The following is a 24,093-nucleotide window of genomic DNA, read 5'->3' as shown; positions in this document are numbered from 1 at the left end:
CCGCGCGTAAATTCGAATGCCTTAGCGTCCACCCTCGCCGTTCCCCTCGCGGGAGAACGCTGGACGCTGGAATTCCCCTGTCAGGGCAACCGGGACCGGAAGCCTGACGGGCGCCCCTTCGCGCTGATCGGAGGGCGGCTGACCGCGCCTCGGGGCGTATCTTGCGGACACACGCGTACGCGCTCCGCCGAATATCTTCGTGAGCCGGCGGATATAGGACACCCCGGCTGGGTTGGGAAGGGGGTTTATCCACAAAAGAATGCGGAGACGCCTGGAACCGGCCTTGCGGTCGTCAAAGCCCTGCTCGAACCCCGGGGGAATACGAGGCCGGTCGGAAGTTCCTGCCGACCGGCTAGACGCTCATGTCCACGAACTGCGGAACCGAGACGCCGTCCTTGCCCTGCTTGCGGGCGCTTTCCATGGCTTCCTTGATCTTCTGCTGGACGGCTTCCTCGACCATCTTCAGCGCCGCCGAGCGTTGCTCGGGCGGCATGGCGTCGAGGCGCTCCGACGTGAGGCCCATGGCCTTCATCGCCTCCTCGCGCCATTGCTTGAGCTTCTCTTCCCAGGCGGTCTTCTTGGCGTCGCGCGCGAAGGCGACGAGGCCCTTCTCGCGAACCGAATCCACATCGCTCTGCGCTTCGGTCTTGATCCCGCCGACGGCGAGGGCTCGGCCGACATTCATGCCGTAGCCCGAATAACCTCCAGAGATCCCTGAAATGGTCATGCTCGCCCCCTCGCGGTTCGCCGAGAGGTTGCAAGTCTTGTGCCACAACGGGACGCCAGGGCGGCTTGCTCGCCATTGAACCGTCCCTCTCCCGGCGAACGCCGGAAGAGGGGCGGGAGCGAAAGCCTATTTGACCGAAACCACCTGCACGGCCGCCAGCGCCTGGGCCGCCAGGGCCTTGTCGCCAGTGGCCGTCAGCTTGCCGGCCTTGTCGTCCCAGTGCAGCTTCACGGTCTTGCCGACACCCTTCTCGTAGGCGTTGGTCACCCCGTCGTCGTCATACAGGGTGAAGTCGGCGTCGCGGCCCGGATAGACCTTCACCGCATTGATCGCCTGGGGCTGGCTGGTGTTCTGGATCGGCGCGCCCATCGGGATGATCGAGCCGGCCCGGACGAACAGCGGGATGGTGTCGATCGGCGCATGGACGCTGATCGTCTGACCGCCGCTGAACTTCTTGCCTGTCCAGTAGTCGTACCAGTCGGCGCCCGCCGGCAAGTAGACGTCGCGGGTCTCGACGCCCTGCTCGGTGACCGGGGCCACCAGGAAGGCCGGGCCGAACATGTACTGGTCGCCCAGGGTCGCCGTCTTGGGATCGTTCGGGAAGTCCATGAACAGGCCGCGCATGAACGGCGCGCCGGTCTCGTAGGTCGAGTGGCCCATCGAGTACAGGTACGGCATCAGGGCGTAGCGCAGCTTCAGGTACTTCACGACCACCGCCTCGGCGCCCTTGCCGAACGACCAGACCTCGGTGTCCTTGCGCATGCCGTGCACGCGCAGGGTCGGGGTGAAGGTCCCGTACTGGAACCAGCGGGCGAACAGTTCGGGATAGTCGTTGTTCTGGCCGACCACGTCGCGGGCGTCCGACGGGTCCAGCAGCGGCGCCTTGGTGGCCGTCGTGGTCTGCGGCAGCCACTGCCAGCCGCCGATGTCGTTGCCCCAATAGGCCAGGCCCGAGGCGGTGAAGTTCAGGCCGGTCGGCACCTGACGCTTCAGCGCTTCCCAGGTCGGCTGGATATCCGACGACCAGAACAGCGCGCCGTTGCGCTGGGCGCCGATATAGGCCGCGCGCGACAGGATCAGGTTGCGCTTCTCGGGACGGTCGCGGCGCGAGCCCTCGGCCACGCCCTGGGTGTGGACCAGGGGGAAGACGTTGCGGTAGCGGTCGCCCGAACCGATGCTCCAGAAGTGGCCCTCCGGCACCAGGTCCGGCTCGGTCTCATCCAGCCAGAACCAGTCGAAGCCCTTGGACGCGATGTTGTCGCGGATCTTGCCCCAGAACCATTCGCGGGCCTGGGGGTTGGTGCTGTCGATCAGCGCGCCGGTGCGGTCGCTGCGGAACGGCAGGCCGTCGACCGGCTTGCCCTCGGCGTCCTTCAGGAACCAGCCCTTGTCGGCCAGATAGTTGAAGTAGCGGCCTTCCTTCTCGTAGCGCGGCCAGACGCTGATGATCGTGTGCACGCCGTTGTCGTGCAGTTCCTTGTTCATCGCGGCGGGGTCGGGGAACTGGGTCGGATCGATGTCCATCTGGCCCATGCGGGTCCAGTAGAACCAGTCCAGCACCATGATATCCAGCGGGTAGCCGCGGTCGCGATAGCTCTTGGCCACGCCCAGGAACTTGTCCTGGCTGTCGTAGCGGGCCTTGGACTGGATGTAGCCGAAGGCGGCCTTGGGCGGCAGCGGCGTGACGCCGGTCAGCTTGCGATAGCCGGCGTAGATCTCGTCATAGCCGCCGGTGATCACGAAGAACGACACCCGCTCGCCGACCTTGGACTGCCACAGGGTGCGGCCGTTGACGCCCGGATAGACGTGGGTGTCGGACGGGTTGTCCCAGAGAATCCCGTAGCCCTTGCTCGAGACCAGGAACGGCACGCAGACCGTCTCGCCGTGCGGGGCGTCGTAGTCGTGCTTGCAGTCGATGGCCCGCCCGCGCAGGTCCAGGATGCCCTCCTGGTTCTGGCCCAGGCCGTAGAAGTGCTCGTCGGCGCTGGTCGAGAAGCTGGCGCCCGCCTGATAGGTCCGCTCGCCCGAAACGACATGGGGAGCCATTTCCCAGCCCGTCATGCTGACGAGGGGGGCTCCATCCGCCTTGCGGATCTTGACCGAAACCGGCGGCAGGGACGGCGCGAAGTAGCGCTCCATCTGCGAGGGCGCGCCCGGCCAGGGCTGGGCGACGACTTCCAGCGACAGGGCGCCGGAGGTGAAGATGTCGGCCCCGGCCTTCTGGTCGTGGCGCCAGCCCTTGTCGTCGGCCGCGCCCGTGAAGCCGTAGCCCGGCGCGGCTTCCACCAGGGCCTTGTCCTGGCTGATGGTCACCCGGACGATGTTGGGGGCGTAGGTCTCGACCGAGACGTACGAGCCGTTGCGATCCATGACCGCCGGCGCGGCGGCCGCGGCCGTCGGCGCGGCCAGGTTTGCCATGATCCCCGTGGCGAGGCTCAGCGCCAGGCCCGAGGCCAGTCCCGCCGTCCAGCGCCGCGCGCTCTCACGAAGCCGATCCATCGCTTCCCCCCATGTTACCGCTATCTATTGCGGCAATGGCTAGAGATGCGCCGGGGCAGCGTCAATAAGATTGATAGTATCAATGACGCTCAGTCGCGTCGCAGGACCTTGCCGACCAGCGAGATCGCGAAGCCGATCAGGCAGACGAAGAACGCGATCTTGGCCAGGCCGCCGGCCACGTCAACGACGAAGCCGAGGATGCCGAAGACGATCATCAGGACCAGCAGGATTCCGGCGAGCTTGAGCATGCTGAGGCAACGCGATCCGGACGCGCGCGGTTCCACTCGCGCCTTCCAAACTCAAGGGCTCGGCGAACTCAGAGGTTCGGCGTGGCGGCCGCCGGCGCGGGCTCCCAGCCTTCGTCACGCATCAGGGCGCGCGCGCCCGCCGGGGTGATGGACTGGCCTTCGCTGTCGAGCAGCCCCGTCAGCATGCCCTGCTCCACCAGGTCCACGCTGGGAACCCGATAAAGCCTCCCCGCCCCAAGCCGGGCGGCCGCGTCCAGGGCCGCCTTCGATGCGCCGCGACGCTCCATGTAGCGCTGGGCTTCCTGGCCCTGGCGGCCGGTCATGACGTCCCACCAGTCACTGTCCAGGTCCGCGACGGTGTCGACGGCGTGGAAGTGGATGTCCATGTCGTAGTCGGCCAGGCGCCTGGTCCCGCCCATCAGCACGATGATGCACGCGCTGGCGCACTGCGACCGCGCCGCGACTTCCAGGCTCGGCCGCGTCTCCAGGAACCGCGCGCTGATCATGGCCTCGTTGACCAGGCCGCCCCGGCTGGTGATGTCGACCCGGCGGACGTCGTGGCGGTCGAACTCGGCCTTGAGGCCCCGCGCGAAGCCCGGCCCGATCTGCCCGTCAACCCGCAGCGCCTTGGCGGCGGGATCATAGACGAACCTGTAGTCCCGCATGCCTTCGGAGGCGGCGGCGATCCGGCCGATATAGGCGGACTGGAACAGCTCGAGCCCGGCCAGGCTGACCCCGGCGATCGCCAGCAGCACGACCATGATCCGGACCATGCCGCCGGCCTCGCTGCGGCCCGACCGCTTCCACCACATCAGAGGCAGGCCGAGCGAGGTGAGGACCAGCACCACCCCGCACCCGATCCAGACCTGGGTCATCAGGCCCAGCGGCACGAAGTCGGTGTCGATATAGACCAGCACGAAGCTCGCGACCGCCGCGGCGAGGAAGACCAGCGTCGCCAGCATTGAAACCGCAACGCCCAGTCCGCCACGCTTTGGCGCCGCGCGGGGCCGAGGAAAATATTCGGCGATCGGCGCCCAGTCGCTCATGCCTTCGCGCCAGACCCGCGCCTTGGCGAAGGCTCCGCGATCGCGGGCGGCCCGCAACTCGTCGTCCGAGAACGGGCCGAGCCGCCGACCCTGGTCGGCCACATGCCAGAGCGACATCAGCTGGCGTGCGACAGCATGTAGAAGCCGATGCGCGCGGCGATCAGGAACGGGATCGCCAGGCACATCAGCACGACCTGCAGGGCGTTCATCGGGCGGTGAAGCACGACCACGCGCTTGGGCTCGTCCCAGGCGGCGTGGCCGTCGCTCGTCAGCCTGCGGAAGGAATTGATCAGGGTGAACAGCGAAACGAACGGCACGCCAGCGCCGAAGCCCGCGAAGAACACGTTCAGTTCGCGCATCAGTCCGGCGAGGACGCCGATCGGCCGCCCGTCGCGCCGCACCACCTTGACGCCGAACAGCCACTTGCCCACCGAGAGGCCGGTCAGCCCGACCATCAGCGCCGTCCCCGGGACGGTCGCCAGCAAGGTCAGGATGAGATCGAGGATCCGGCCGCCCGGCCCGTCGAACAGGGCGAAGAACGCCATGGCCCCCGCCGGATTGACCAGTCCGAAGACGATGCCGATCACGGCCCAGGTCAGCCCCCCGACCACGACCACGTCTATCGCCCGCGCGAAGTAGCGCCGCCAGGGATGCGGCTTGGTGTCGATCCAGGCGCCCTTGACCGGCGGGATCTTCGGCGGCTCGGGCGGGGCCGGCGGCGCGAGCTGGGGCAGCCAGGTCAGGACCGGCGCCCAGCTGACCACGTCGCTGGGGCGGATCAGGGTGTCGCCGGTGATGAGCCCCTCGCTCAGCAGCCGCGCGATTTCCTCGACGGTCACCGGTTCGCTTGAACCATTGGCGCCGTCATAGACCCAGAGTCCCGTCGACATAAGCATCCCCCCAATCCCCGCTCCCATCTACGCGAAGCGTTCGCGGGACCGCAACCAGGATGACGCGACAGGCGAGTTGACGACCGTTCGACGGTAGCGGCGGCCAAAGAAAACGGCCCCGGAGGTTTCCCTCCGGGGCCGTCAACTCGTGCGTCAGAGAACTGACGCCGGCAGGTCCCCCACGCGCGAGGCGTGGGGACGTGAATTACTTCACGGTGACCTTGGCGCCGGCTTCGGTCAGCTTCTTGGCGACTTCTTCGGCGACTTGCTTCGAAACGTTTTCAACGACGTTCTGCGGAGCGCCTTCGACCAGGTCCTTGGCTTCCTTCAGGCCCAGGTCCGGACGAACGCCGCGGACTTCCTTGATCACGTTGATCTTCTTGTCGCCACCGTCCGTCAGGACGACGGTGAATTCGGTTTGCTCTTCGGCGGCTTCGGCCGGAGCGGCGGCAGCGCCACCAGCGGCGGCGACGGCGACCGGAGCGGCGGCCGAGACGCCCCACTTTTCTTCGAGCAGCTTGGAGAGCTCAGCAGCTTCCAGGACCGACAGGGTGGACAGTTCTTCAACCAGCTTATCGAGCTTCGACATGTTCAATTTCCTATGGAATGAGGGGATTTATGCGGAGATGACCGTTACGCGGCGTCTTTGGTCGCGTAAGCGTTGAAGACGCGGGCCAGTTGGCCAGCCGGGGCCTGCAGGACGCCAGCGATCTTGGTCGCCGGAGCCTGGATGAGGCCGATAAGCTTGCCACGGAGCTGGTCGAGCGACGGCAGCGTGGCCAGGGCCCGCACCGCGTTTTCGTCCAGAACGTTCGTCTGACCCAGGATGCCGCCGACGAGCTTGAGCTTGTCGTTTTCCTTGGCGTACTGGGTGACGATCTTGGCGGCGGCGACAGGATCCTTGCCGAAGGCGATGGCGACCGGGCCGGTGAACAGGGCATCGCCCTTTTCGCCGATCGAGCCGTCCAGAGCCTTCTGGACCAGGGTGTTCTTCACCACCTGGAACGTAGCGTCTTCCTTGCGGAGGCGGCTACGCAGTTCGGTCATTTCCGCAACGGTCAGACCCATGTAGTGGGTCACGACGACAGCGCCGGCGCCGGCGAAGACGCTTTTCAGCGACTCGATCGACTCCTGCTTTTGAGCGCGGTCCATTGCGGTCTCCTACTCAATTACAGCGGCCGGACCATTCCGGCAGCCAAATGCTCGGCGCATGAAGGATCGCTCCCGCACGCGAGTTGCATCAGCCTGTTCCAAGGAAAGTCAGCCGCGCGTCCCCATCCCGAAGGAGGTATTGCGTGGTCTTGTCCATCCCTGTCTCCCGACGGCGAGGAAGGGCTCTTCCTCGATTATGGCGTTGGTGACCCCACGCCCCGCTGTTCACAAACAGGTCTTCGCCGGGCGAACCCGACGGAGAAGGGGCGGCGTATAGACGGTTTGGGGAAGGATTTCAACCGGTCACCTTGTCCTTCTCCCCTCGCGGGAGAAGGTGGCGGCGAAGCCGACGGATGAGGGGTCGCTCAAACCTGACCGCTCTACGCGGCTGACCGGGCCATCGACCCCTCACCCGACGGTCCTACGGACCGCCACCCTCTCCCGCAAGGGGAGAGGGGAAGCTCTGGCCCCGCCCGGGGTTTCCTGGCTAACAAAGGAGACCGCAAACCGGGGACCCATCCATGAAGCGCACGCTCACCGCCGGCCTCGCCGCCCTGCTGCTCATCGGCTTCACCGCGCCCAGCCACGCCGAACCGCGCTTCGCCCCGATCCCCAAGGCGGTGATCGCCGATCCGGCCCGCGACGCTGCCCATCCGGCCGACATGGCCGTCTTCACCGTTCCGACCGGCGGCGTGCGGGTCAACGCCATGATGTACCTGGCCTCGGGCGACCAGCCGCATCCGACGATGCTGATGCTGCACGGCTTCCCCGGCAACGAGACCAATATCGACCTGATGCAGGCCGTGCGCCGCGCCGGCTGGAACGTGATGCGGGTCAACTACCGCGGTTCGTGGGGCAGCCCGGGCAAGTTCTCGTTCGCCAACAGCCGCGCCGACGCCGAGGCCGCCCTGGCCTTCCTGCGCGACCCGGCCAATGTCGCCAAGTACCGCATCGACCCGACCCGGATCGTGGTGGCCGGCCACAGCATGGGCGGCTTCATGGCCGCCGACGCCGTCGCCGGCGATCCCCAGGCGGCGGGGGCGATCCTCATCGACGCCTGGGACATCGGCAAGCAGAAGACCGACCTGGTCGATCCGGCCAAGCGCAAGACCGCCCTCGAGAGCCTGCGCGACAGCACCCCGCCCCTGGCCGGAACCAGCGCCGAACTGCTGGCCAAGGAGATCGAGACCACCTCCGCCAAGCTGGACCTGGAAGCGCTCAGCGCCCGCATCGCCGACCGCCCGGTCTTGATGATCGGCGCCGAACACGCCGGCGCGCCCACCACCCGCAAGCTGGCCGCCGCCGCCCGCCAGGCCCGGGCCAAGGCTCTGACCGAAACCTACATGGACACCGACCACAGCTTCTCGGACAGCCGCATCGCGCTGGAGGCCGAGGTGCTGCGGTGGCTCGGCCAGTTCGATCCCGCCTCGGCCAAGGTCGGCACGCCGCAGGTGCCGCTGAAGGGCGCCTATGACGAGGCCAATCCCTTCGCCCGCATCCTGCGCGGCGAGATCGTCGTGCCCAAGGTCTACGAGGACGACCAGGTGCTGGCCTTCATGGACCACGCCCCGGCCGAGCCGGGCCACGTGCTGGTGATCTCCAAGACCTCCAAGGCCCGCAACCTGCTGGAGATCTCGCCCCAGGACCTGTCGCGGCTGATGGCCGTGGCCGCCCGCGTGGGCCAGGCCCAGGTCGACGGCCTGGGCGTCGAGGGCTTCACGATCGTCCAGAACAACGGCGTCGGCCAAAGCGTGCCGCACCTGCACATCCACGTCATCCCGCGCACGGCCGGCAAGCCGTTGATGTTCGTCGAGAACGAGAAGGGCGATCCGAAGGCGATCGAAGCTGTGGCCGCGAAGATCAGAGGGGCGATGAAGTAGGGGCCAACCGCTCCACCACCGCCCGAGCCGCCGCCACGCCCGTCGCGAAGCAGGCCTGCAGCAGGTAGCCGCCGGTCGGGGCTTCCCAGTCCAGCATCTCGCCGGCCACGAACACGCCGGGGGCGGCCTTCAGTTCCAGTCCGTCGAGCGCGTCGAAGCCCAGACCGCCGGCCGACGAGATCGCCCGCTCCAGCCCCTGGGCGCCGGTCAGCACGAGCGGCGCGGCCTTGATCGCCGCCGCCAGGGCGTCGGGCGCGACCGGCAGGGCCACGCCGTGCGCCTCGCGCAGCAGGCCGATCTCGACCGGCGACAGATGGGCGGCCTTGCGCAGCCAACTCGACAGCGACTGCCCGCCGCGCGGCCTGGACAGGCGCGCGGTCAACTGCTCCAGCGAGACGTCGGGCCGCAGGTCGATCTCCAGCCTCGCCGAGCCCCGCGCCTGGATCGCGTCGCGCAGAGCCGCCGACAGCGCGTAGACCGCCCCGCCCTCCAGCCCGTAGCCCGCCGCCAGGGCGTCGCCGCGCGAGATCTGTCCTTCAAAACTCAGGGCGACGTTCTTCAGCGGCGAACCGGCGAACCGCTCGCGGAACACCTCGGTCCAGGCCACGGTGAACCCGACATTGGCCGGCCGGAACGGCGCGACTTCCGCGCCGCGCGCGGCCAGCAGCGACGCCCAGGCGCCGTCCGAGCCGAGCCTGGCCCAGCTGGCCCCGCCCAGGGCCAGGATCGTGGCGCGGGGCCGCACCGTTCGAGGCCCCTCGGCGGAATCGAATGTCAGGTCGCCGGCCGCGCTCCAGCCGGTCCAGGTCGAGCGGAGGTTCAGCGCCACGCCCTGCCCTTCCAGCCGCGCGATCCAGGCCCGCAGCAACGGCGAGGCCTTCAGCGCCTTGGGAAACACCCGGCCGCTGGTGCCGACGAACGTCGCCTGCCCCAGCCCCTCGGCCCAGGCCACGAGGTCGGCCTGCGTGAACGCCTCCAGTATGGGTCGCAGAACCGGCGCCGCCGCGCCATAGCGGGTCACGAACCGTTCGAAGCCCTCGGAATGGGTGAGGTTCAACCCGCCCCGCCCGGCCATCAGGAACTTGCGCCCCAGGGTCGGCATCCGCTCGAACACCGCCACCGACAGCCCGGCGCCGCTCAGCACCTCGGCCGCCATCAGCCCGGCCGGCCCGCCGCCGATCACGGCGACGTCGAGAACTTGGGGGTCGGTCACGCGGGCTGGATGTCCGTCAGCGAGAAGAGGTTATCGCTCTTATAGGGCCCCAAACGCAAAGCGGGCGCTGGATCGCTCCAGCGCCCGCTCGCATAGTCTAGGCCGTGAGGCTTAGGCGTTGATCGAAGCGACGTCGATCTTGAAGCCCGGGCCCATCGTCGACGACAGGCCGATACGCTTCACGTAGATGCCCTTGGCGCCGGTCGGCTTGGCCTTGTTGAGCGCGTCGACCATGGCCTTCACGTTCAGCAGCAGGGCTTCGTCAGTGAACGAGACCTTGCCGATGCCGGCGTGGACGATGCCCGCCTTCTCGACGCGGAACTCGACGGCGCCGCCCTTGGCGTCCTTCACGGCTTGGCCGACGTTCGGGGTCACGGTGCCGACCTTCGGGTTCGGCATCAGGCCGCGCGGGCCCAGCACCTTACCGAGGCGACCGACCAGGGCCATCATGTCCGGGGTCGCGATGACGCGATCGAAGTCCATGAAGCCGCCGGCGATCTTTTCGTACAGATCTTCGGCGCCGACGTGTTCGGCGCCGGCCGCGGTGGCTTCGGCCGCCTTGGCGTCCTTGGCGAAGACGGCGACGCGGACGTCGCGGCCGGTGCCCGACGGCAGGTTCACGACGCCGCGGACCTGTTGGTCGGCGTGGCGCGGGTCGACGCCGAGGTTGACCGAGATTTCGATCGACTCGTCGAACTTGGCCTTGGCGTTGGCCTTGACCAGGGCGATGGCGTCGGCGACGGCGTGGGCGGCTTCACGATCGCCGGTCCAGGCTTGGATGCGCTTGGGTTGCTTGGCCATGGTCTTAGGCCTCCACGATCTTCAGGCCCATGGCCTTGGCGGAGCCTTCGATGATCTTGGCCGCGGCCTCGAGATCGTTGGCGTTCAGGTCCTTCATCTTCTTTTCGGCGATCTCGCGCAGCTGGGTGCGGGTCACTTCGCCGACGGTCTCGCGACCGGTCAGCTTGGCGCCGGACTTCAGGCCGGTGATCTGCTTCAGATAGTGCGTCGCCGGGGGCGTCTTGGTGACGAAGGTGAACGACTTGTCTTGGTACACGGTGATCACGGTCGGCAGGGGGGTGCCCTTTTCGACGTTCTCGGTGCGCGCGTTGAACTCCTTACAGAAGCCCATGATGTTGACGCCGCGCTGGCCCAGTGCGGGGCCGATGGGCGGTGAAGGCGTGGCGGAGCCGGCCTTCACCTGGAGCTTGATATAGCCCAGGATCTTCTTAGCCATTGTATCCTCTCAAGAAAGCCGAGCTAACGGCCTTCGCTGGTTGGCCGTGGTGCGGGCTTGGCGTCCCTTCCACGGATTTGATCTCGCCATAACGACGAGCACGCCCCGGGACAGGGTCCTGGAGCGAGGCGCGGCATGTAGCAGGTGGGATGCGGGGAGTCTAGCACGGGGCGGCGCGCCAAGACGCTCGACGCCCGTGCTCGGTCGGCTAAGCTTGCGCCACTTGCCGGGGCTGGAGCGACGCCGATGTCTGGGAGACTTTCGCGTCGCGCAACGCTCAAGGGGGCGGTCGCCGCGACGCTCGCGGCTCCCATCGCCTCGGCCACGGCGGCGGCCAAGGCGGCGACGCCGCCGATCGTCCTCGACGACGCCAGCGGTCTGGATGCGACCCGGGTCGCCCGCCACCTGCGCCCTCGAAGCCACGACAGCGCGTTCGTCGACGCCCTGCGGCGGGAGCTGAAAGCGGCCGCCGCCGACAATCGCCCCGTCTGCGTGGGCGGCGCCCGGCACTCCATGGGCGGACAGAGCCTTTCGCGCGACAGCACCGCGATCACCTTCGACCAGGGATGGTGCGCCCCGAACGCCAGGGCGATGAGTTATCGCGCCCCGGCCGGCACGCGGTGGCGCGAGGTGATCGCCGCGCTGGACCCCGTCGGCTTCGCGCCCAAGGTCACCCAGGCCAACAGCGACTTCACCCTCGGCGGCGCCTTTTCGGTCAACGCCCACGGCTGGGCCGCGCCGCTGGGTCCCATGGGGTCCACGGTCCGCGGCGCGACGATCATGCTGGCGGACGGCGAGGTCGTTCGCTGCTCGCCGAGCGTGGAGTCGGACCTGTTCAGCCTGGCCATGGGCGGCTACGGCCTGTTCGGCGTGCTCCTGGATTTCGAGGTGGAGATGGCGGCGAACACCCGCCTGACGCCCAGCTATGCGCAAATGCCGGCGGCGGAGTTCGGGCCGCGCTTCGTGAAGGCCTTGCACGCCCCGGGCGTCACCATGGGCTATGGCCGCCTGTCCGTGGCGCGGCGCAACTTCTTCCAGGACACGCTTCTGGTCACCTACAAGCAGGTCGAAGGGCCGCCGGCGCGCCTATCCAGCGAGCCGGACCACCTCTCGGGCCTGACGCGGCAGGTCTATCGCTCTCAGATCGGTTCCGAGACCTGGAAGCGCGCCCGGTGGTACGCCGAGACGGTGCTGAAGCCCGAACTCGATCCGAAGCTCACCACCCGCAACACCTTGATCAGTTCGCCGGTCAGCGATCTCGCGGAGCGGAACCCGCATCGCACCGACATCCTACACGAGTACTTCCTTCCGCCCGCGAACCTGGGCGGCTTCCTGGCCGATTGCCGGGACATCATTCCCAAGTCGGACGCGGAGCTTCTCAACGTCACCCTGCGCTACATCGCCGCCGATCCCGTCAGCGTCATGGCCTTCGCCCCCACCGAGCGCGTGGCGGCGGTCATGTCCTTCTCTCAGCCGAAGACGACCGAGGCCGACGCGAAGATGAAGCCCGTGACCCAGGCCTTGATCGACCGCGCCATCGCGCACGGCGGATCCTTCTACCTGCCCTACCGCCTGCATGCGCGCGCCGACCAGCTGGATCGCGCCTATCCCAACCTCGAGCGCTTCATCGCCGCGAAACGCCGACGCGATCCGCGCGGCCTGTTTCGCAACACGATGTGGGACCGCTACTTCGCGAGCCGCGCCTGAGCCGAGGACCGGGGAGCGGCAATGGCCCCCGTCCTCCGAAGGACGAGGGCCAGCGCCGGAGGCCGATAGGCCCTAGAACGTCTCGCCGACCATCCGCTCGCTCAGCGCCCACAGCGCCTGAGCGCGGGCGGCATCCAGGGCGTAGGACCGCACGCCGGCGCGGATCTGCGAGGCGTCGTCGACCAGCTCGGCCACGTGGCAGTCCTCGCTATAGCGGCCGGCGACTTCTTCGACCGGCGCCTTGACCCCGGCCCAGACGCTGGTGGCCGCGCCCTGCGGAATGGTCTTCCATTCGATGGGCGGCTGGCCGGCGGCGGCGGCCTGGGCGTTCAGTTGGTCGATCCAACCTTGGATGAAGGCCGGGTCCAGGTGCCGGGCCAGCTCGGTCTGGATGCCGCCCGGATGGACGGCCGCGGCCCGCACGCCGCGATCCTTGTGGCGGCGATCGAACTCGACGGCGAACAGGATGTTGGCGGTCTTGGAGCGGCCATAGGCCTCGAACGGCACGTATTCGGTGGTCTCGAAGTTCGGATCCTCGAGGTTCACGTCCGAGAAGCGGTGGCCCGACGAGGCCAGCGACACCACGCGCGAACCCGCCTTCAGCAGGCTGGCGATGCGGTTGATCAGCACGAAATGGCCCAGGTGGTTGGTGCCGAACTGGGTCTCGAAGCCGTCGGCGGTCTTGCCGAACGGCGGGGCCATCACCCCGGCGTTGGCGATGACCAGGTCGAAGGGCTTGCCGTCGGCGACCAGGGCGTCGGCGCAGGCGCGGACGCTCTTCAGGTTCGCCAAGTCCAACTCGACCAGCGACAGCGAACCACCGCTCTTGGCGGCGGCTTCGCGGACGACGGCGGTCGCGCCTTCGGCCTTGGCCAGGTCGCGGGCCGCCCCGACGACGTCCGCGCCGTGGGCGGCCAGGACGCGGGCGGTCTCCACGCCCAGCCCGGCCGAAACGCCGGTGACCAGGACGCGCTTGCCCGTCAGATCGACGCCGGCCAGGACGTCGTCGGTGGTGGATTTGGCGCCGAATTGTTCGCTCATGACTCTCGATTCCCTTGCAGGGTTGTTGTCCGAGCCCGCCGGGGAGATTAAATGGAGGAAGGCTCCGGATACATATTCGGAGGCACCCTCCGTTTTTCAAGGCCGATGCCCGAAGATTCCCAAATCAAGGCCCGCAAGCCCCGCGCCGACAGCCTGCGAAACCGCGACCTCCTGCTGACGGCGGCTAAGACGGCCTTCACCGCGTTGGGCGCCGAAGCGCCGCTGGAGGAGATCGCAAGGCGGGCCGGCGTCGGCATCGGCACGCTCTATCGCCACTTTCCGACGCGGGAGGCCCTGATCGCCGCCGTCTACGCGCGGGAGATCGAGCAACTCGCCGCCTCGGCCGACGCCCTGCTGGCGGAGCGCGCCGCCGGCGAAGCGCTGGAGGCCTGGCTGAACCTGCTGATCGACTACATGGCCACCAAGCGGGTCGTGGCCCCCGCGTTGCGCGCCGATCCCGGCGAAGGCTCGAGACTCTACGCCAGCTCGGGCGCGACCATCCTGCCGACCCTGGAGCGCCTGACCGAAGCCGCCAGCGCCGCCGGCGACATCCGGCCCGACATCGGTTTCGAAGACATCCTCAGGATGATGAGCGGCCTCAGCATCGGCTACGAGCAGCCTGGCTGGGACGCCGGCGCGCGGCGGCTGCTGAGCGTGATGATGGCGGGGCTGCGGGCGAGGTAGCGCCTTCCCGCGCGGAAGAGGTCAGAGCAGCTTGCGATAGGCGACGAACCCCGACTTCTCGGCCACTTGGTCGTACAGCCGCATGGCCGTGGTGTTGGTCTCGTGGGTCTGCCAGTAGACCCGGCTCGCCCCCGCCGCCCTGGCCGCGTCGTAGACCGCCTCGATCAGCGCCCGGCCGACGCCCTTGCCGCGCGCCCCGAGCGTCGAGAACAGGTCCTGCAGGTAGCAGTTGGGCTCGATCGAGATGGTGCTGCGGTGGAACAGGTAGTGCGCCAGGCCCAGCAGGCGGCCGTCCTGTTCGGCGACCAGGCCATGGACCGGCTCGTAGGCGTCGAAGAACCGCGACCAGGTCATCGCCGTGACCACCGGATCCAGCGCCGTGTCGCCCGAGCGGCCGTAGTGGGCGTTGTAGCCATCCCACAACGGCAGCCATTGCTCGAAGTCCGCGCGGGTCACAGGGCGGATCACGAGGTCGGTCATGGTCGGGTCCTGGAAGCGGCGGCGGGCGGGCGCATCCTCCCTATTCCTTGGCGCGGCGCAACGGCTTGGGCCGTTCCTGGCGCCCGACCGCCTCGGTCAGGTCGAAGACCAGCTTCGACGCGCCCGCCGCGACCAGCCACAGGAAGGCCAGGATGCGCAGCAGCGGCGCCTCGTGCGGATGCTGGGCGGCGAGCACCAGCAACAGGACGAAGCCCCCGACCGCGGCGAGGGCCAGGGCCAGGGAGGCGAGCTTGCAGTGGAAGGCGGACATCGGATGGGTTCCAGTCTGGGAAACACCCGTCCTTGTCGCGCCGAACCGCGTAAGGGCTCCATTCGACTCCGCGCCGCCGGCGTAAGCGGGGCGTAAAGGCCGCTACATCGCCAGCATCCAGATCGCCATGACCACCATCATCAGGTTCTCGACCAGCGAGACGAAGCCCAGCGGCACATTGCTGTCGCCGCCGACGCAGGCGCATTTCAGCTCGCGTTTGTCGACATAGACGGCCTTGAACACCGACACCGCCCCGACGCCGCCGATGAACAGCGCCACCGGCGCCGACAGCCAGGTCAGGACGCCGGCGATCATCAGCACCCCCGCCCCGACCTCGGCGAACGGGTAGAGATAGCCGTAGGGCGGCCAGCGCCGGGCCAGCAGGTCGTAGCCCAGGAACATGGTGGCGAAGGTCTCGACGTCGCGCAGCTTCAGGACGCCCAGCACGCACATCGAGAAGGCGATGAACCACTGGAGGGCTTGCGGGGTCAGGGCCTGGCCGGTGGCGGCGCGGCTCGCGGCCAGGGCCATCAGGGCGGTGACGGCGAACACCGCGATCACCGGCGTGTAGGTCTTGGCCTTGGGGTCGCGCATCGGCTTGCCGAAGTGGCGGCGCAGGTCGTCGTAGCCGCCCATCCTCCGGCCGTCGATGAAGGTCTGGGGCGTGGTCGCCACGCCGTGGTCGGCCTTGAAGGCGTCGATCGCCTCGCGCGTGGTCAGCAGGTGATCCTCGACGGCGTAGCCCTGGCGGCGCAGCAGGTCCTTGGCGCGCAGGCCCCAGGGACAGAGGTGCTGGGCGGTGGCCATCCGATAGAGGACGGCGGTCCGGGGCGGGGTCTTGGCGGCGGCGGTCATCGCGAGGGTCTCTCCGGCTTGCCCGAGAACGGGACCCCGCTCATATGGGTTCCGTACCATGGTACGGAGTCAAGACATGAAGACGACGACGATCGCGGGACTGGCCAAGGCCGGCGGGGTGGGCGTGGAGACCGTCCGCTACTACCAGCGGCGCAGGTTGCTGGACCAGCCGGCCCGGCCCGAGGGCGGCGGCTCGGCCGGCGGCGTGCGCCGCTACGGCGAGGCCGACGTGCGTCGCCTGCGCTTCATCCGCGCGGCCCAGGCCGCCGGCTTCACCCTGGAGCAGGTCGCCGAGCTGCTGGCCCTGGACGCCAGCGACGATCACGCCCGGGCCCGCGGCCTGGCCCTGGAGCGCATCGCCGCCCTGGACGCCAGGATCGCCGAGCTGGAGACGGCCCGCGATGCGCTCAAGCGCCTGGCCCGAGCCTGCGGCGAGACCACCGCCGGCACCTGCCCCATCCTGTCGGCGTTCGAGGAGGCCTGAGGTCACGCTTCGGGGTAGGTTCCTGTCGCCTTGGCGTAGGCCTCTCCCCAGTCGGCGATTGGCGCCAGGGCCGCGTTCAGCCGTTCGCCCCAATCCGTCAGCTGGTAGTCCACGCGCGGCGGAACCTGCGGAAACATGTGACGCGTCACCAGTTGATCCCGCTCCAGTTCCCGAAGTTGCTGGATCAGCATCTTCTCGGTCACGCCCCGGATGCGGCGCTTGAGTTCGCCATAGCGGAGCGGGCCGTCGCGGAGCTCCCACAGCAGGGCGGCCTTCCACTTGCCGCCGATCACCGCGAACGCCGGGCCGATGCCGCAGGCGTAGTTCGGCGTCGCCGCCGCTCCATGACTGACCATTTGGTAAGTACCTGACAAATTGGTGAGTTCTTGCGGTTGGGAAGGTAGCTTCCCCACTTCCGACGTCCAACGGATTTGCATCGGAGAAAACGCAAATGTCGGACGTCAGCTTGATCGGACTGGGCCAGATGGGCGTGGTCCTGGCCAAACTCCTTGTCGCCGCGGGCCATTCCGTCACGGCCTGGAACCGCTCGCCGGACAAGACCCGCGCGCTGGCCGCCAGCGGGGTGAAGGCGGCTTCGGGTCCGGCCCAGGCCATCGCCGCCAGCCGGGTCACGCTGGTGATCCTCTACGACGACGCGGCCACGGACGCCGTCCTCTCGGCCGAGGGCGTCAGCCAGTCGTTGGCCGGCCGGTTGATCGTCAATCTCGGCACCAGCGGCCCCGAGGCCGCACGCGCCTTCGAGCAGCGCGTCGCCGCGGCCGGCGGCCGCTATGTCGACGGCGCGATCCAGGCGGCGCCCAGCCAGATGGGCCAACCGGACACGCCGATCCTGATCTCGGGCGCGTCCGGCGATATCGACGCCGTCGAACCCGTGCTCCGCGTGCTGGGCGGCAACCTGGTGCGGGTGGGCGAGCGGATCGACGCCGCCGCCTTCATGGACCTGGCGACTCTGTCCTATGTCTACGGGGCCTATGCCGGCTTCCTGCACGGCGCGCGCATCGCCGAGACCGTCGGCATCGACGTGGCCGTCTACGGCAAGCTGGTGGAGGACATCTCGCCCTCGTTCGGCGCGTTCTTCGCCCACGAAGGCCGCGTGATCCAGTCCGACGACTTCACGATCAGCGAAAGCCCGCTGCGCATCTCGATCTCGGCGGTGGAGCGTATCCTGGCCAGCTCGCGCGACCTGGGCCTCGACGACGCCGTGCCCAACCTGGTCAACACCTGGCTTCGCAAGGCCGAGGCGCGAGGTCTGGCGGACGAGGAGTTGGCCGCCTTGATCAAGGTGCTGCGCGGCGCCGCCTAGCCCACGGGCGGGGACACACACTCACACCTGAGTCTTCACGACATTTGGCGAGGCCTTGCCATGAGTGTGCGTCCCCAGATCCGCCTCAGTCCGCCTTCGCCTGCAGCGCCGCGGCCACGCCGGCCAGCTGATCCAGGCCCGAGTTCGTCCCCTCCTTGAAGCCCAGCTCGACATACTGATCGCGCACGGCCTTGGACTCAAAGGTCGAGACCATGGTCAGGGTCGTCTTGCCGCCGGCCTCGTCGAAGGTGATGGCCACCTCGAAGCGCGGCGAGCCCGGTGCCTCGAAGCCGTTGGTGTAGACGAGCCGCTTGCCGGGCTCGATCTCGAGATACTCTCCGCCGAACAGCGGGCCCTCGGCGCCGTCCGGGCCGGTCATGGCGAAGCGGTAGAGCCCGCCGACCCGGAAATCCATTTCGCACCGCGTCAGCGGCCAGCCCACCGGACCGAACCACTGCTTCAGGTGCTCGGGCTTGCTGTAGGCCAAGAACAGGACGCGGGCCGGGGCGTCGAACTGGCGGACGATGATGATCTGACGATCGGTTTCGGACTCAGTCTTCGTGGGGGGCGTCATGCGAGGTCTCCTCGGCTTGCAGGATTTTGACATAGGCCTCGAGGCGGTCGTGGCTCTGGGTCCAGAACTGGCGGTAGCCGCCGACCCATTGCTCGACGCTGGCCAGGGGGCCGGCCTCCAGGCGCACGGGGCGGAACTGGGCGCTGCGGCCGCGCGACACCAGGCCCGCGCCCTCCAGCACCTTCAGGTGCTTGGAGATGGTCGGCTGGGCCAGGTCGAACGGCGCCACCAGGTCGTTGACCGTGGCCTCGCCCTGGGCCAGCCGCGCCAGGATGGCCCGCCGGGTGGGATCGGCCAGGGCGGCGAACACCAGGTCCAGCTGCTGGGGTTGAGCGGCGAGCATCGTGGATTGCCTCTTAGCTATATTGCTAATTGGCTATATTGAAGTGGCGACGTCAACCCTCGCCCGGCGCTCCGGACAGCAAAAACCCCGCGCCGTTTCCGACGCGGGGTTTTCGAAGCTTCGGCGATCAGGCCGCCCTTAGGCGATCTTTTCGACCTGGCTGTATTCCAGTTCCACCGGGGTGGCGCGACCGAAGATCGAGACGGTGACGCGCAGGCGGGCCCGCTCCTCGTCGACCTGCTCGACCGAGCCGTTGAAGCTGGCGAACGGACCGTCGGTGACGCGGACGTTCTCGCCGACCTCGAACAGCACCACGGTCTTGGGACGCTCGACGCCCTCTTCGATCGTGCCGATGATGCGCTGGACTTCCTTTTCGGAGACCGGCTGCGGCTTGGAAGCGCTGCCCAGGAAGCCCGTGACCTTCGGGGTGTTCTTGATCAGGTGATAGGCTTCGTCCGAGAGGTTCATCTTCACCAGCACGTAGCCGGGGAAGAACTTGCGCTCGGCGTTGACCTTGCGGCCGCGACGGATCTCGACGACGTCCTCGGTCGGAACCAGGATTTCGGAGAAGCTGTCTTCCAGACCGTGGCTTTTGGCCTGTTCGCGGATGCTTTCGGCCACCTTCTTCTCGAAGTTCGAGTAGGCGTGGACGATGTACCACTTGTGGTTCGGATTGGACGCGGTTTCGGTGCTCATGATGTTTCTTATCCCGCGGCGATCTTGAGGAGCAGGTTGGCGCCCAGGCCCAGGATCCAGTCGGCGAAGGTGAAGAACAGCGAAGCCAGCACCACCATGATGAAGACCATCACCGAGGTGATCCAAGTCTCCTTGCGGGTGGTCCACGTGATCTTGCGGGCTTCGGCGCGGACTTCCTGCGCGAAGCGAAGCGGATTGAACGGCTTCTTCGGCGCGGCCGGAGCCTTGGCGGCGGCGGTCGACGCCTGACCGGCGGGCGCGAGCGCCGCGGCCGTCTTCGCGGCGCGGTTCTTGATCGCAGACGGGCTAGAACCCGGTTTCCTGGCCATGACTTAAGAGGCTCGCGACTTTCGATAGGTCAGCCCGAAAGCCGGGGTGACCGATGACATATAGTGGCAGGAGTGGAGGGACTCGAACCCACGACCCTCGGTTTTGGAGACCGATGCTCTACCAGCTGAGCTACACTCCTGCGGAACCGCGATCCCCTTAGCGGAGATTCCGGCTTTCCGACAATGAACATCGCGCCGGTAGGCTCTTTGAAGCCCGCCAGCGCGTTGGTCTCATCGCCAGAGCCGCGTCGTTTAGCAGGGTCGTTCGAGCCCGGCAAGCGGCCGGAGCGCGATCCGCGCATTCGATGGCTCCGGGTCCGAAGGATCAGCCGTCGGCGCGACGCGTTAGGCCTTGGCGTCAAACCAAAGTCCGGAGGAAACGCGCCATGCCGACATCCGCCAGCCCGAACCCGGCCAACCCTAGCCAGGAACGTCCCTCGAACCGCGAGGTGGAGAACGAGAACCAGCGTCCCGCCCAAGGCGTGGACCAGGGCGCCGATCGTGACGGCGGAAAGGCGCCGCGTCCCGCGACCGAGCCTGCCGGCGCGAAGGGCAGTTCGACTTCACCGAAGACCCGGACGGATCCGGGCTCCGGCGAAGCCTGAGGTCTATCAGCCGGCCTTTTCGGCTTCCGGCGCGGGCGCCGGGGTAAGGGCGGCGCATTGGATGTTCAGGTACGACCACTTCACGTCCGCGAGCTTGCGGCCGCATTGGGTGTTCTCACCCAGGTCGCGTCCTTGAAGGGAGATCGCCACGCCCTTGGTGGGATCCGGCGCTGGAGCAGCCCCGGAGATGTCGTAGTAGCCGCCGCCTGGGCCGCGAACCACCATGCACGACGTCGATTCCACGGGCCGGACGCAGCCCGAAGCCGTGACCGACTTGCCCTCTAGGGAGACCTGTTGGGCTTGTTGAGCTGAGCTTCCGGTTTCCTGCCCGCAGGCAGCTACGCTTAACGCTAACAGACTGGCCGCCGCGGCGGCCTTTACGAACCTTACCCGCATACGTTCCTCCGTATCATTGGCCCCCGCGTCGTCTTGCGACGTGGAAACAAGAGGAAGAGTGCGCCCCGTTTCGGGAGGCGGCAATCACAATTTTGACACGGTTCAAAAAACAGGCGCCCGCCATTTTGACGCTTTTGGGGAAGATTTTCTCAAAGCCCTTTCAGACCACCAAAGTTGACATCCACGCGCCTGTGCTCACATGAGACGCAGTCGCTTCAGGGCCGTGGCGGCGCCATCTTTCGAACCTCGCGGTCCGCCGCGCGTCCAGGACTTGAAACGCACATTATGACGGCCATCGAAACCACCGCTCCCGCGTCCGCCCCCCCGGCTCCCAAGGAAGCCGCCTGGCACACCGAGACCGTGCTGTGGGTCAAGCACTGGACGGACCGCCTGTTCAGCTTCGCCATCACCCGCCCGGCCAGCTTCCGCTTCCGCTCGGGCGAGTTCGTGATGATCGGCCTGCCGCCCCGCGAGGAGCTGGGCGAGAAGAAGCCGATCCTGCGCGCCTATTCGATCGGCTCGCCGCACTTCGCCGAGGAGCTGGAGTTCTTCTCGATCAAGGTGCCCGACGGCCCCCTGACCTCGCGCCTGCAGCAGATCAAGGAAGGCGACCAGGTCCTGCTGGGCAAGAAGCCGACCGGCACCCTGGTGCTGGACGCCGTGCGGCCCGGCAAGCGCCTGTTCCTGTTCGGCACCGGCACGGGCCTGGCGCCCTGGCTGTCGGTGGCTCGCGACCCCGACGCCTACAGCCGCTTCGAGCAGGTGATCGTCGCCCACGGCGTGCGCGAGGTGCAGGAGCTGGCCTATCGCGACCTGTTCACCGCGCAGATCCACGACGACCCGCTGGTCGGCGACGAGGCCAAGGCCCAGCTCGTCTACTATCCCACCGTCACCCGCGAGCCGTTCGAGCGCCAGGGCCGGTTCACCGACCTGATCGAGAGCGGCCAGCTGTTCGCCGACCTCGGCCTGGAGCAGGTGAAGTTCGACCCCGAGCACGACCGCGCCATGCTGTGCGGCTCGATGGCGATGATCAAGGACACCGCCCACCTGCTGGAAGCCCACGGCCTCGTCGAAGGCTCGAACGCCGAGCCGGGCGACTTCGTGATCGAGCGGGCCTTCGTGGGGTGACCCACCGACGGGGACAGGCGCATGCGCCTGTCCCCAACCGTGCCTAGACGCCCAACCGCTTGAACGTCCGGTCCCAGCGCATGTGGCTGACCAGGGTCCAGGGCTGGAGCACGCTCGCCCCCGGGCTCATCGAGGCCACCACCAGTTCGGCCCGGCCCACCAGGTCGTCGGCGGGGATGTAGCCCATGCCCAGTTCCGGCGGCAGATAGGCGTCCAGCGCGCCGTCCCAGGCGCAGGCCGACTGACCCTTGGGGATCGCGCCGGCGTCGAAACGGCTGTCCAGGCTGTTGTCGCGATTGTCGCCCATCACGAAGAAGCAGCCCTCGGGCACCGTGTAGACCCCGGTGTTGGCGCCGGGCGTGCCCGAGCCCCAGCTGTTGGTGACATAGGTCTTGCCGCCCGGCAGGGTCTCCCTGAACCGGCCGACCGGGATCGCCTCGCCGAACGGGGCCTCGACCGAGGTTTCGACCAGCTCACGCGGCACGGGGCGGCCGTTGATCCGAACCACGCCCTCGACCATCTGGACCTTGTCGCCCGGCAGGCCGATCAGCCGCTTGATCACGTCGGTGCGGCCGTCGTTGGGCTTCTTGAACACCACGATGTCGCCCCGCGCGGGCGCCTGGCCCAGCAGCCGGCCCTGCGGCAGCGGCGGGCTGAGCGGGATCGAGTGCCGGCTCCAGCCATAGGGATACTTGCTGACCAGGATGTAGTCGCCGACCTGCAGGGTGGGCTCCATCGAGCCGGACGGGATGGTGAAGGGCTGGCACAGCACCACCCTTGGGACCAGCACGATGGCCAGGGTCAGGAGGATGGTCCTCAGCCAGCCGCGGAGGCTGTTGTCGCCGTCGCCGTCGCGCTTGGTGGTCACGAAGATCTCCCCGATCAATTCTAGGACCGCTATCGGAAAACCATAACAGCGCGGCCCGGCGACGCGCGTTACAAATGGCTCATGGTTGCGGGAGTGCGGGTGTGGGCGGCGACGAGCTTCAACTTAAGAACCTGACCGTCGTGGAGGCGCGGAGCCGGATGCTGGCCGACGCCGCGCGGCTGGGGATCGAGCAGGTCGCCTTGGCCGACGCCATCGGCCGGGTGCTGGCCGCGCCGATCGCCGCCGACCGCAACCAGCCGCCATTCGACGCCTCGGCCATGGACGGCTGGGCGATCCGCCGCGCCGACCTGTTGCCCGAAGCGCGGTTCCGCATCGTCGGCGAGAGCGCCGCGGGCCGGCCCTACGCCCAGCCGGTCGAGGCCGGCCAGGCGGTGCGGATCTTCACCGGCGCCCCCGTGCCGCCCGGCGCCGACTTGGTGGTGATCCAGGAGAACGCCGTGCGCGACGGCGACACGGTCGGCTTCACGATCGATCGCGACCCGCCGCCCGGCAACATCCGGCCGGCCGGCGGCGACTTCCGGTCCGGCGATCTTCTGCTGGCGGAAGGCGCGCGGATCGACGCCTGGCGACTGTCGCTGGCCGCCGCGGCCGGACGCGCCGACCTGAGCGTCGCGCGCCGCCCCGCGTCGCCATCCTGGCCACCGGCGACGAGCTGGTCCCGCCCGGCGCGACCCCGGCGCCCGACCAGATCTTCGAGTCCGGCTCGTTCAGCCTGGCGGCCCTGGTCACGGCCTGGGGCGGCGAGGCCGTCAAGCTGAAGGCCCAGGCCGACGACCTGGCCGCCATCGCCCGCGCGGTCGACGCCGCCGAGGCCGACCTGATCGTCACCGTCGGCGGGGCCTCGGTCGGCGACCACGACCTGGTCAAGCCGGCCCTGGAGACCTTGGGCCTGGACCTGCGCGTCCAGACCATCGCCGTGCGCCCGGGCAAGCCGACCTGGTTTGGAACGCTGGCCCCAAAGAACGGGAAGGACGGCCGCCGCGTGCTGGGCCTGCCCGGCAACCCGGCCTCGGCCCTGGTCTGCGCCGAGCTGTTCCTGCGGCCGCTGCTGGCCGCCCTGACCGGCGCCGATCCGGCCCTGGAGATCAGCGCCGGGGTCCTGACCGCGCCCCTGCCCGCCACCGGCCCGCGCGAACACTGGATGCGCGCCGCCCGCGCCATCGACGCCGAAGGCCGGGTGACGGTCACGCCCTTCCCCGACCAGGACTCCTCGCTGATCGGCGTGTTCTCCCGCGCCGACTGCCTGGTCATGCGCCCGGCCGGCGCGCCGGCGGCGGCGGTCGGCGAGGTGGTCCAGTTGCTGCCCCTGGCGCGGGGCTGACGCACGACGTCGACGACACGGCCACCTCAACCGGCGACGACGCACGCGGAGCGTGCTAAGCCGCGTTCGAAGCG

General features: G+C 68.5%; 28 protein-coding genes, 1 tRNA gene and 2 pseudogenes. 9 read left to right on the top strand and 22 right to left on the bottom strand.

The features are described from left to right. Positions 1-352 precede the first annotated feature (352 nt). From AC1DMQ_RS14205 to rplJ, 7 genes are all read right to left on the bottom strand, one after another. The gene (locus tag AC1DMQ_RS14205; protein ID WP_477034198.1) at positions 353-727 is read right to left on the bottom strand and encodes a hypothetical protein; all 375 of its coding nucleotides are present in this window, start codon (positions 725-727) and stop codon (positions 353-355) included. Between the two features lie 126 nt (positions 728-853). Then, complete coding sequence (locus AC1DMQ_RS14200) at positions 854-3,226, bottom strand: glycoside hydrolase family 31 protein (RefSeq protein WP_477034197.1); 2,373 nt, start codon at positions 3,224-3,226, stop codon at positions 854-856. An 89-nt stretch (positions 3,227-3,315) separates the two neighbouring features. Next, positions 3,316-3,474, bottom strand: a complete 159-nt coding sequence (locus tag AC1DMQ_RS14195) for a hypothetical protein (RefSeq protein ID WP_422178341.1) — start codon at positions 3,472-3,474, stop codon at positions 3,316-3,318. Between the two features lie 68 nt (positions 3,475-3,542). Beyond that, positions 3,543-4,637: a GYF domain-containing protein gene (locus AC1DMQ_RS14190; RefSeq protein WP_477034196.1), complete on the bottom strand. Its 1,095-nt coding sequence runs from the start codon at positions 4,635-4,637 to the stop codon at positions 3,543-3,545. Next, complete coding sequence (locus AC1DMQ_RS14185; RefSeq protein WP_477034195.1) at positions 4,637-5,410, bottom strand: RDD family protein; 774 nt, start codon at positions 5,408-5,410, stop codon at positions 4,637-4,639. Before AC1DMQ_RS14185 ends, AC1DMQ_RS14190 begins: the two co-directional genes overlap by 1 nt. Positions 5,411-5,615: 205 nt before the next feature. Next, positions 5,616-5,999 carry a 50S ribosomal protein L7/L12 gene (gene rplL / locus AC1DMQ_RS14180; protein ID WP_477034194.1) on the bottom strand — a complete coding sequence of 128 codons (384 nt, stop codon included), beginning with the start codon at positions 5,997-5,999 and terminating at the stop codon, positions 5,616-5,618. A 44-nt stretch (positions 6,000-6,043) separates the two neighbouring features. Further along, positions 6,044-6,562, bottom strand: a complete 519-nt coding sequence (rplJ, locus tag AC1DMQ_RS14175; RefSeq protein ID WP_477034193.1) for a 50S ribosomal protein L10 — start codon at positions 6,560-6,562, stop codon at positions 6,044-6,046. Positions 6,563-7,083: 521 nt separating this feature from the next. Here rplJ and AC1DMQ_RS14170 point away from each other — a divergent pair. Next, positions 7,084-8,442, top strand: coding sequence for an alpha/beta fold hydrolase (locus AC1DMQ_RS14170; protein WP_477034192.1), 1,359 nt, complete (start codon positions 7,084-7,086; stop codon positions 8,440-8,442). Here AC1DMQ_RS14170 and AC1DMQ_RS14165 read toward each other — a convergent pair. From AC1DMQ_RS14165 to rplK, 3 genes are all read right to left on the bottom strand, one after another. Then, positions 8,423-9,655, bottom strand: coding sequence for a BaiN/RdsA family NAD(P)/FAD-dependent oxidoreductase (locus AC1DMQ_RS14165; protein ID WP_477034191.1), 1,233 nt, complete (start codon positions 9,653-9,655; stop codon positions 8,423-8,425). The two genes, AC1DMQ_RS14170 and AC1DMQ_RS14165, sit on opposite strands and share 20 nt — an antisense overlap. A 111-nt stretch (positions 9,656-9,766) precedes the next feature. Then, a complete protein-coding gene (gene rplA, locus AC1DMQ_RS14160; protein WP_056441045.1) occupies positions 9,767-10,456 on the bottom strand; it encodes a 50S ribosomal protein L1 in 690 nt (229 codons plus the stop codon). A gap of 4 nt (positions 10,457-10,460) precedes the next feature. Continuing rightward, a complete protein-coding gene (gene rplK / locus AC1DMQ_RS14155; RefSeq protein WP_007661528.1) occupies positions 10,461-10,892 on the bottom strand; it encodes a 50S ribosomal protein L11 in 432 nt (143 codons plus the stop codon). 246 nt (positions 10,893-11,138) lie between these two features. On the opposite strand from rplK, the gene AC1DMQ_RS14150 reads away from it, so the two are divergent. Beyond that, positions 11,139-12,599 carry an FAD-binding oxidoreductase gene (locus AC1DMQ_RS14150; protein WP_477034190.1) on the top strand — a complete coding sequence of 487 codons (1,461 nt, stop codon included), beginning with the start codon at positions 11,139-11,141 and terminating at the stop codon, positions 12,597-12,599. Positions 12,600-12,671: 72 nt separating this feature from the next. Here the strand turns inward: AC1DMQ_RS14150 and AC1DMQ_RS14145 are convergent, their stop codons facing one another. Continuing rightward, positions 12,672-13,640 (bottom strand): SDR family NAD(P)-dependent oxidoreductase, encoded by a 969-nt coding sequence (locus tag AC1DMQ_RS14145; protein WP_477034189.1) that lies wholly within the window; start codon positions 13,638-13,640, stop codon positions 12,672-12,674. 105 nt (positions 13,641-13,745) lie between these two features. Between AC1DMQ_RS14145 and AC1DMQ_RS14140 the strand changes: the two genes are divergently transcribed. Next, entirely contained in the window at positions 13,746-14,324 is a 579-nt protein-coding gene (locus AC1DMQ_RS14140; RefSeq protein ID WP_477034188.1) for a TetR/AcrR family transcriptional regulator, read from the top strand. Between the two features lie 21 nt (positions 14,325-14,345). Here AC1DMQ_RS14140 and AC1DMQ_RS14135 read toward each other — a convergent pair whose 3' ends face one another. The 3 genes from AC1DMQ_RS14135 to AC1DMQ_RS14125 all read right to left on the bottom strand — a co-directional run bounded on the left by AC1DMQ_RS14135 (position 14,346) and on the right by AC1DMQ_RS14125 (position 15,930). Further along, positions 14,346-14,804, bottom strand: coding sequence for an N-acetyltransferase family protein (locus AC1DMQ_RS14135; RefSeq protein ID WP_477034187.1), 459 nt, complete (start codon positions 14,802-14,804; stop codon positions 14,346-14,348). 40 nt (positions 14,805-14,844) lie between these two features. Then, positions 14,845-15,075, bottom strand: a complete 231-nt coding sequence (locus AC1DMQ_RS14130) for a hypothetical protein (RefSeq protein WP_477034186.1) — start codon at positions 15,073-15,075, stop codon at positions 14,845-14,847. Between the two features lie 102 nt (positions 15,076-15,177). Then, positions 15,178-15,930 (bottom strand): MauE/DoxX family redox-associated membrane protein, encoded by a 753-nt coding sequence (locus AC1DMQ_RS14125; protein ID WP_477034185.1) that lies wholly within the window; start codon positions 15,928-15,930, stop codon positions 15,178-15,180. A 76-nt stretch (positions 15,931-16,006) separates the two neighbouring features. Here AC1DMQ_RS14125 and AC1DMQ_RS14120 point away from each other — a divergent pair, with 76 nt between their 5' ends. Continuing rightward, positions 16,007-16,414 carry a MerR family DNA-binding protein gene (locus AC1DMQ_RS14120; RefSeq protein WP_477034184.1) on the top strand — a complete coding sequence of 136 codons (408 nt, stop codon included), beginning with the start codon at positions 16,007-16,009 and terminating at the stop codon, positions 16,412-16,414. A 2-nt stretch (positions 16,415-16,416) separates the two neighbouring features. On the opposite strand, the gene AC1DMQ_RS14115 is transcribed toward AC1DMQ_RS14120, so the two are convergent. Beyond that, positions 16,417-16,770, bottom strand: a complete 354-nt coding sequence (locus AC1DMQ_RS14115) for a winged helix-turn-helix transcriptional regulator (protein WP_477034183.1) — start codon at positions 16,768-16,770, stop codon at positions 16,417-16,419. A gap of 86 nt (positions 16,771-16,856) precedes the next feature. On the opposite strand from AC1DMQ_RS14115, the pseudogene AC1DMQ_RS14110 reads away from it, so the two are divergent. Then, positions 16,857-17,333: pseudogene (locus tag AC1DMQ_RS14110) on the top strand (NAD(P)-dependent oxidoreductase); the annotation flags it as partial. 36 nt (positions 17,334-17,369) lie between these two features. Further along, on the top strand, positions 17,370-17,738 hold the full coding sequence (locus AC1DMQ_RS14105; RefSeq protein WP_477034216.1) for an imine reductase family protein: 369 nt from the start codon (positions 17,370-17,372) through the stop codon (positions 17,736-17,738). Positions 17,739-17,823: 85 nt separating this feature from the next. On the opposite strand, the gene AC1DMQ_RS14100 is transcribed toward AC1DMQ_RS14105, so the two are convergent. The 5 genes from AC1DMQ_RS14100 to AC1DMQ_RS14080 form a co-directional block, all read right to left on the bottom strand. After that, positions 17,824-18,312, bottom strand: coding sequence for an SRPBCC domain-containing protein (locus AC1DMQ_RS14100; protein ID WP_477034182.1), 489 nt, complete (start codon positions 18,310-18,312; stop codon positions 17,824-17,826). Beyond that, positions 18,290-18,655, bottom strand: coding sequence for an ArsR/SmtB family transcription factor (locus AC1DMQ_RS14095; RefSeq protein WP_477034181.1), 366 nt, complete (start codon positions 18,653-18,655; stop codon positions 18,290-18,292). Before AC1DMQ_RS14095 ends, AC1DMQ_RS14100 begins: the two co-directional genes overlap by 23 nt. A 138-nt stretch (positions 18,656-18,793) precedes the next feature. Beyond that, positions 18,794-19,351 carry a transcription termination/antitermination protein NusG gene (gene nusG / locus AC1DMQ_RS14090; RefSeq protein WP_422178370.1) on the bottom strand — a complete coding sequence of 186 codons (558 nt, stop codon included), beginning with the start codon at positions 19,349-19,351 and terminating at the stop codon, positions 18,794-18,796. An 8-nt stretch (positions 19,352-19,359) separates the two neighbouring features. Beyond that, a complete protein-coding gene (secE, locus tag AC1DMQ_RS14085; RefSeq protein WP_477034180.1) occupies positions 19,360-19,680 on the bottom strand; it encodes a preprotein translocase subunit SecE in 321 nt (106 codons plus the stop codon). Between the two features lie 64 nt (positions 19,681-19,744). After that, a tRNA-Trp gene (locus AC1DMQ_RS14080) sits at positions 19,745-19,820 on the bottom strand. 246 nt (positions 19,821-20,066) lie between these two features. On the opposite strand from AC1DMQ_RS14080, the gene AC1DMQ_RS14075 reads away from it, so the two are divergent. After that, positions 20,067-20,285: a hypothetical protein gene (locus AC1DMQ_RS14075; RefSeq protein ID WP_477034179.1), complete on the top strand. Its 219-nt coding sequence runs from the start codon at positions 20,067-20,069 to the stop codon at positions 20,283-20,285. Positions 20,286-20,291: 6 nt separating this feature from the next. Here AC1DMQ_RS14075 and AC1DMQ_RS14070 read toward each other — a convergent pair whose 3' ends face one another. Continuing rightward, positions 20,292-20,510 (bottom strand): hypothetical protein, encoded by a 219-nt coding sequence (locus AC1DMQ_RS14070; RefSeq protein ID WP_477034178.1) that lies wholly within the window; start codon positions 20,508-20,510, stop codon positions 20,292-20,294. Between the two features lie 456 nt (positions 20,511-20,966). Here AC1DMQ_RS14070 and AC1DMQ_RS14065 point away from each other — a divergent pair, with 456 nt between their 5' ends. Beyond that, positions 20,967-21,809, top strand: coding sequence for a ferredoxin--NADP reductase (locus AC1DMQ_RS14065; protein ID WP_477034177.1), 843 nt, complete (start codon positions 20,967-20,969; stop codon positions 21,807-21,809). A 43-nt stretch (positions 21,810-21,852) separates the two neighbouring features. Here AC1DMQ_RS14065 and lepB read toward each other — a convergent pair whose 3' ends face one another. Then, positions 21,853-22,677, bottom strand: a complete 825-nt coding sequence (lepB, locus tag AC1DMQ_RS14060) for a signal peptidase I (protein ID WP_477034176.1) — start codon at positions 22,675-22,677, stop codon at positions 21,853-21,855. A 74-nt stretch (positions 22,678-22,751) separates the two neighbouring features. On the opposite strand from lepB, the pseudogene AC1DMQ_RS14055 reads away from it, so the two are divergent. Next, positions 22,752-24,019 (top strand): annotated as a pseudogene (locus AC1DMQ_RS14055) (molybdopterin molybdotransferase MoeA). The last annotated feature ends 74 nt before the right edge of the window (positions 24,020-24,093 follow it).

The sequence above is a fragment of the Caulobacter sp. 05L422 genome (assembly GCF_056397765.1).
This window is presented reverse-complemented; position numbering and strand designations above follow the sequence as displayed.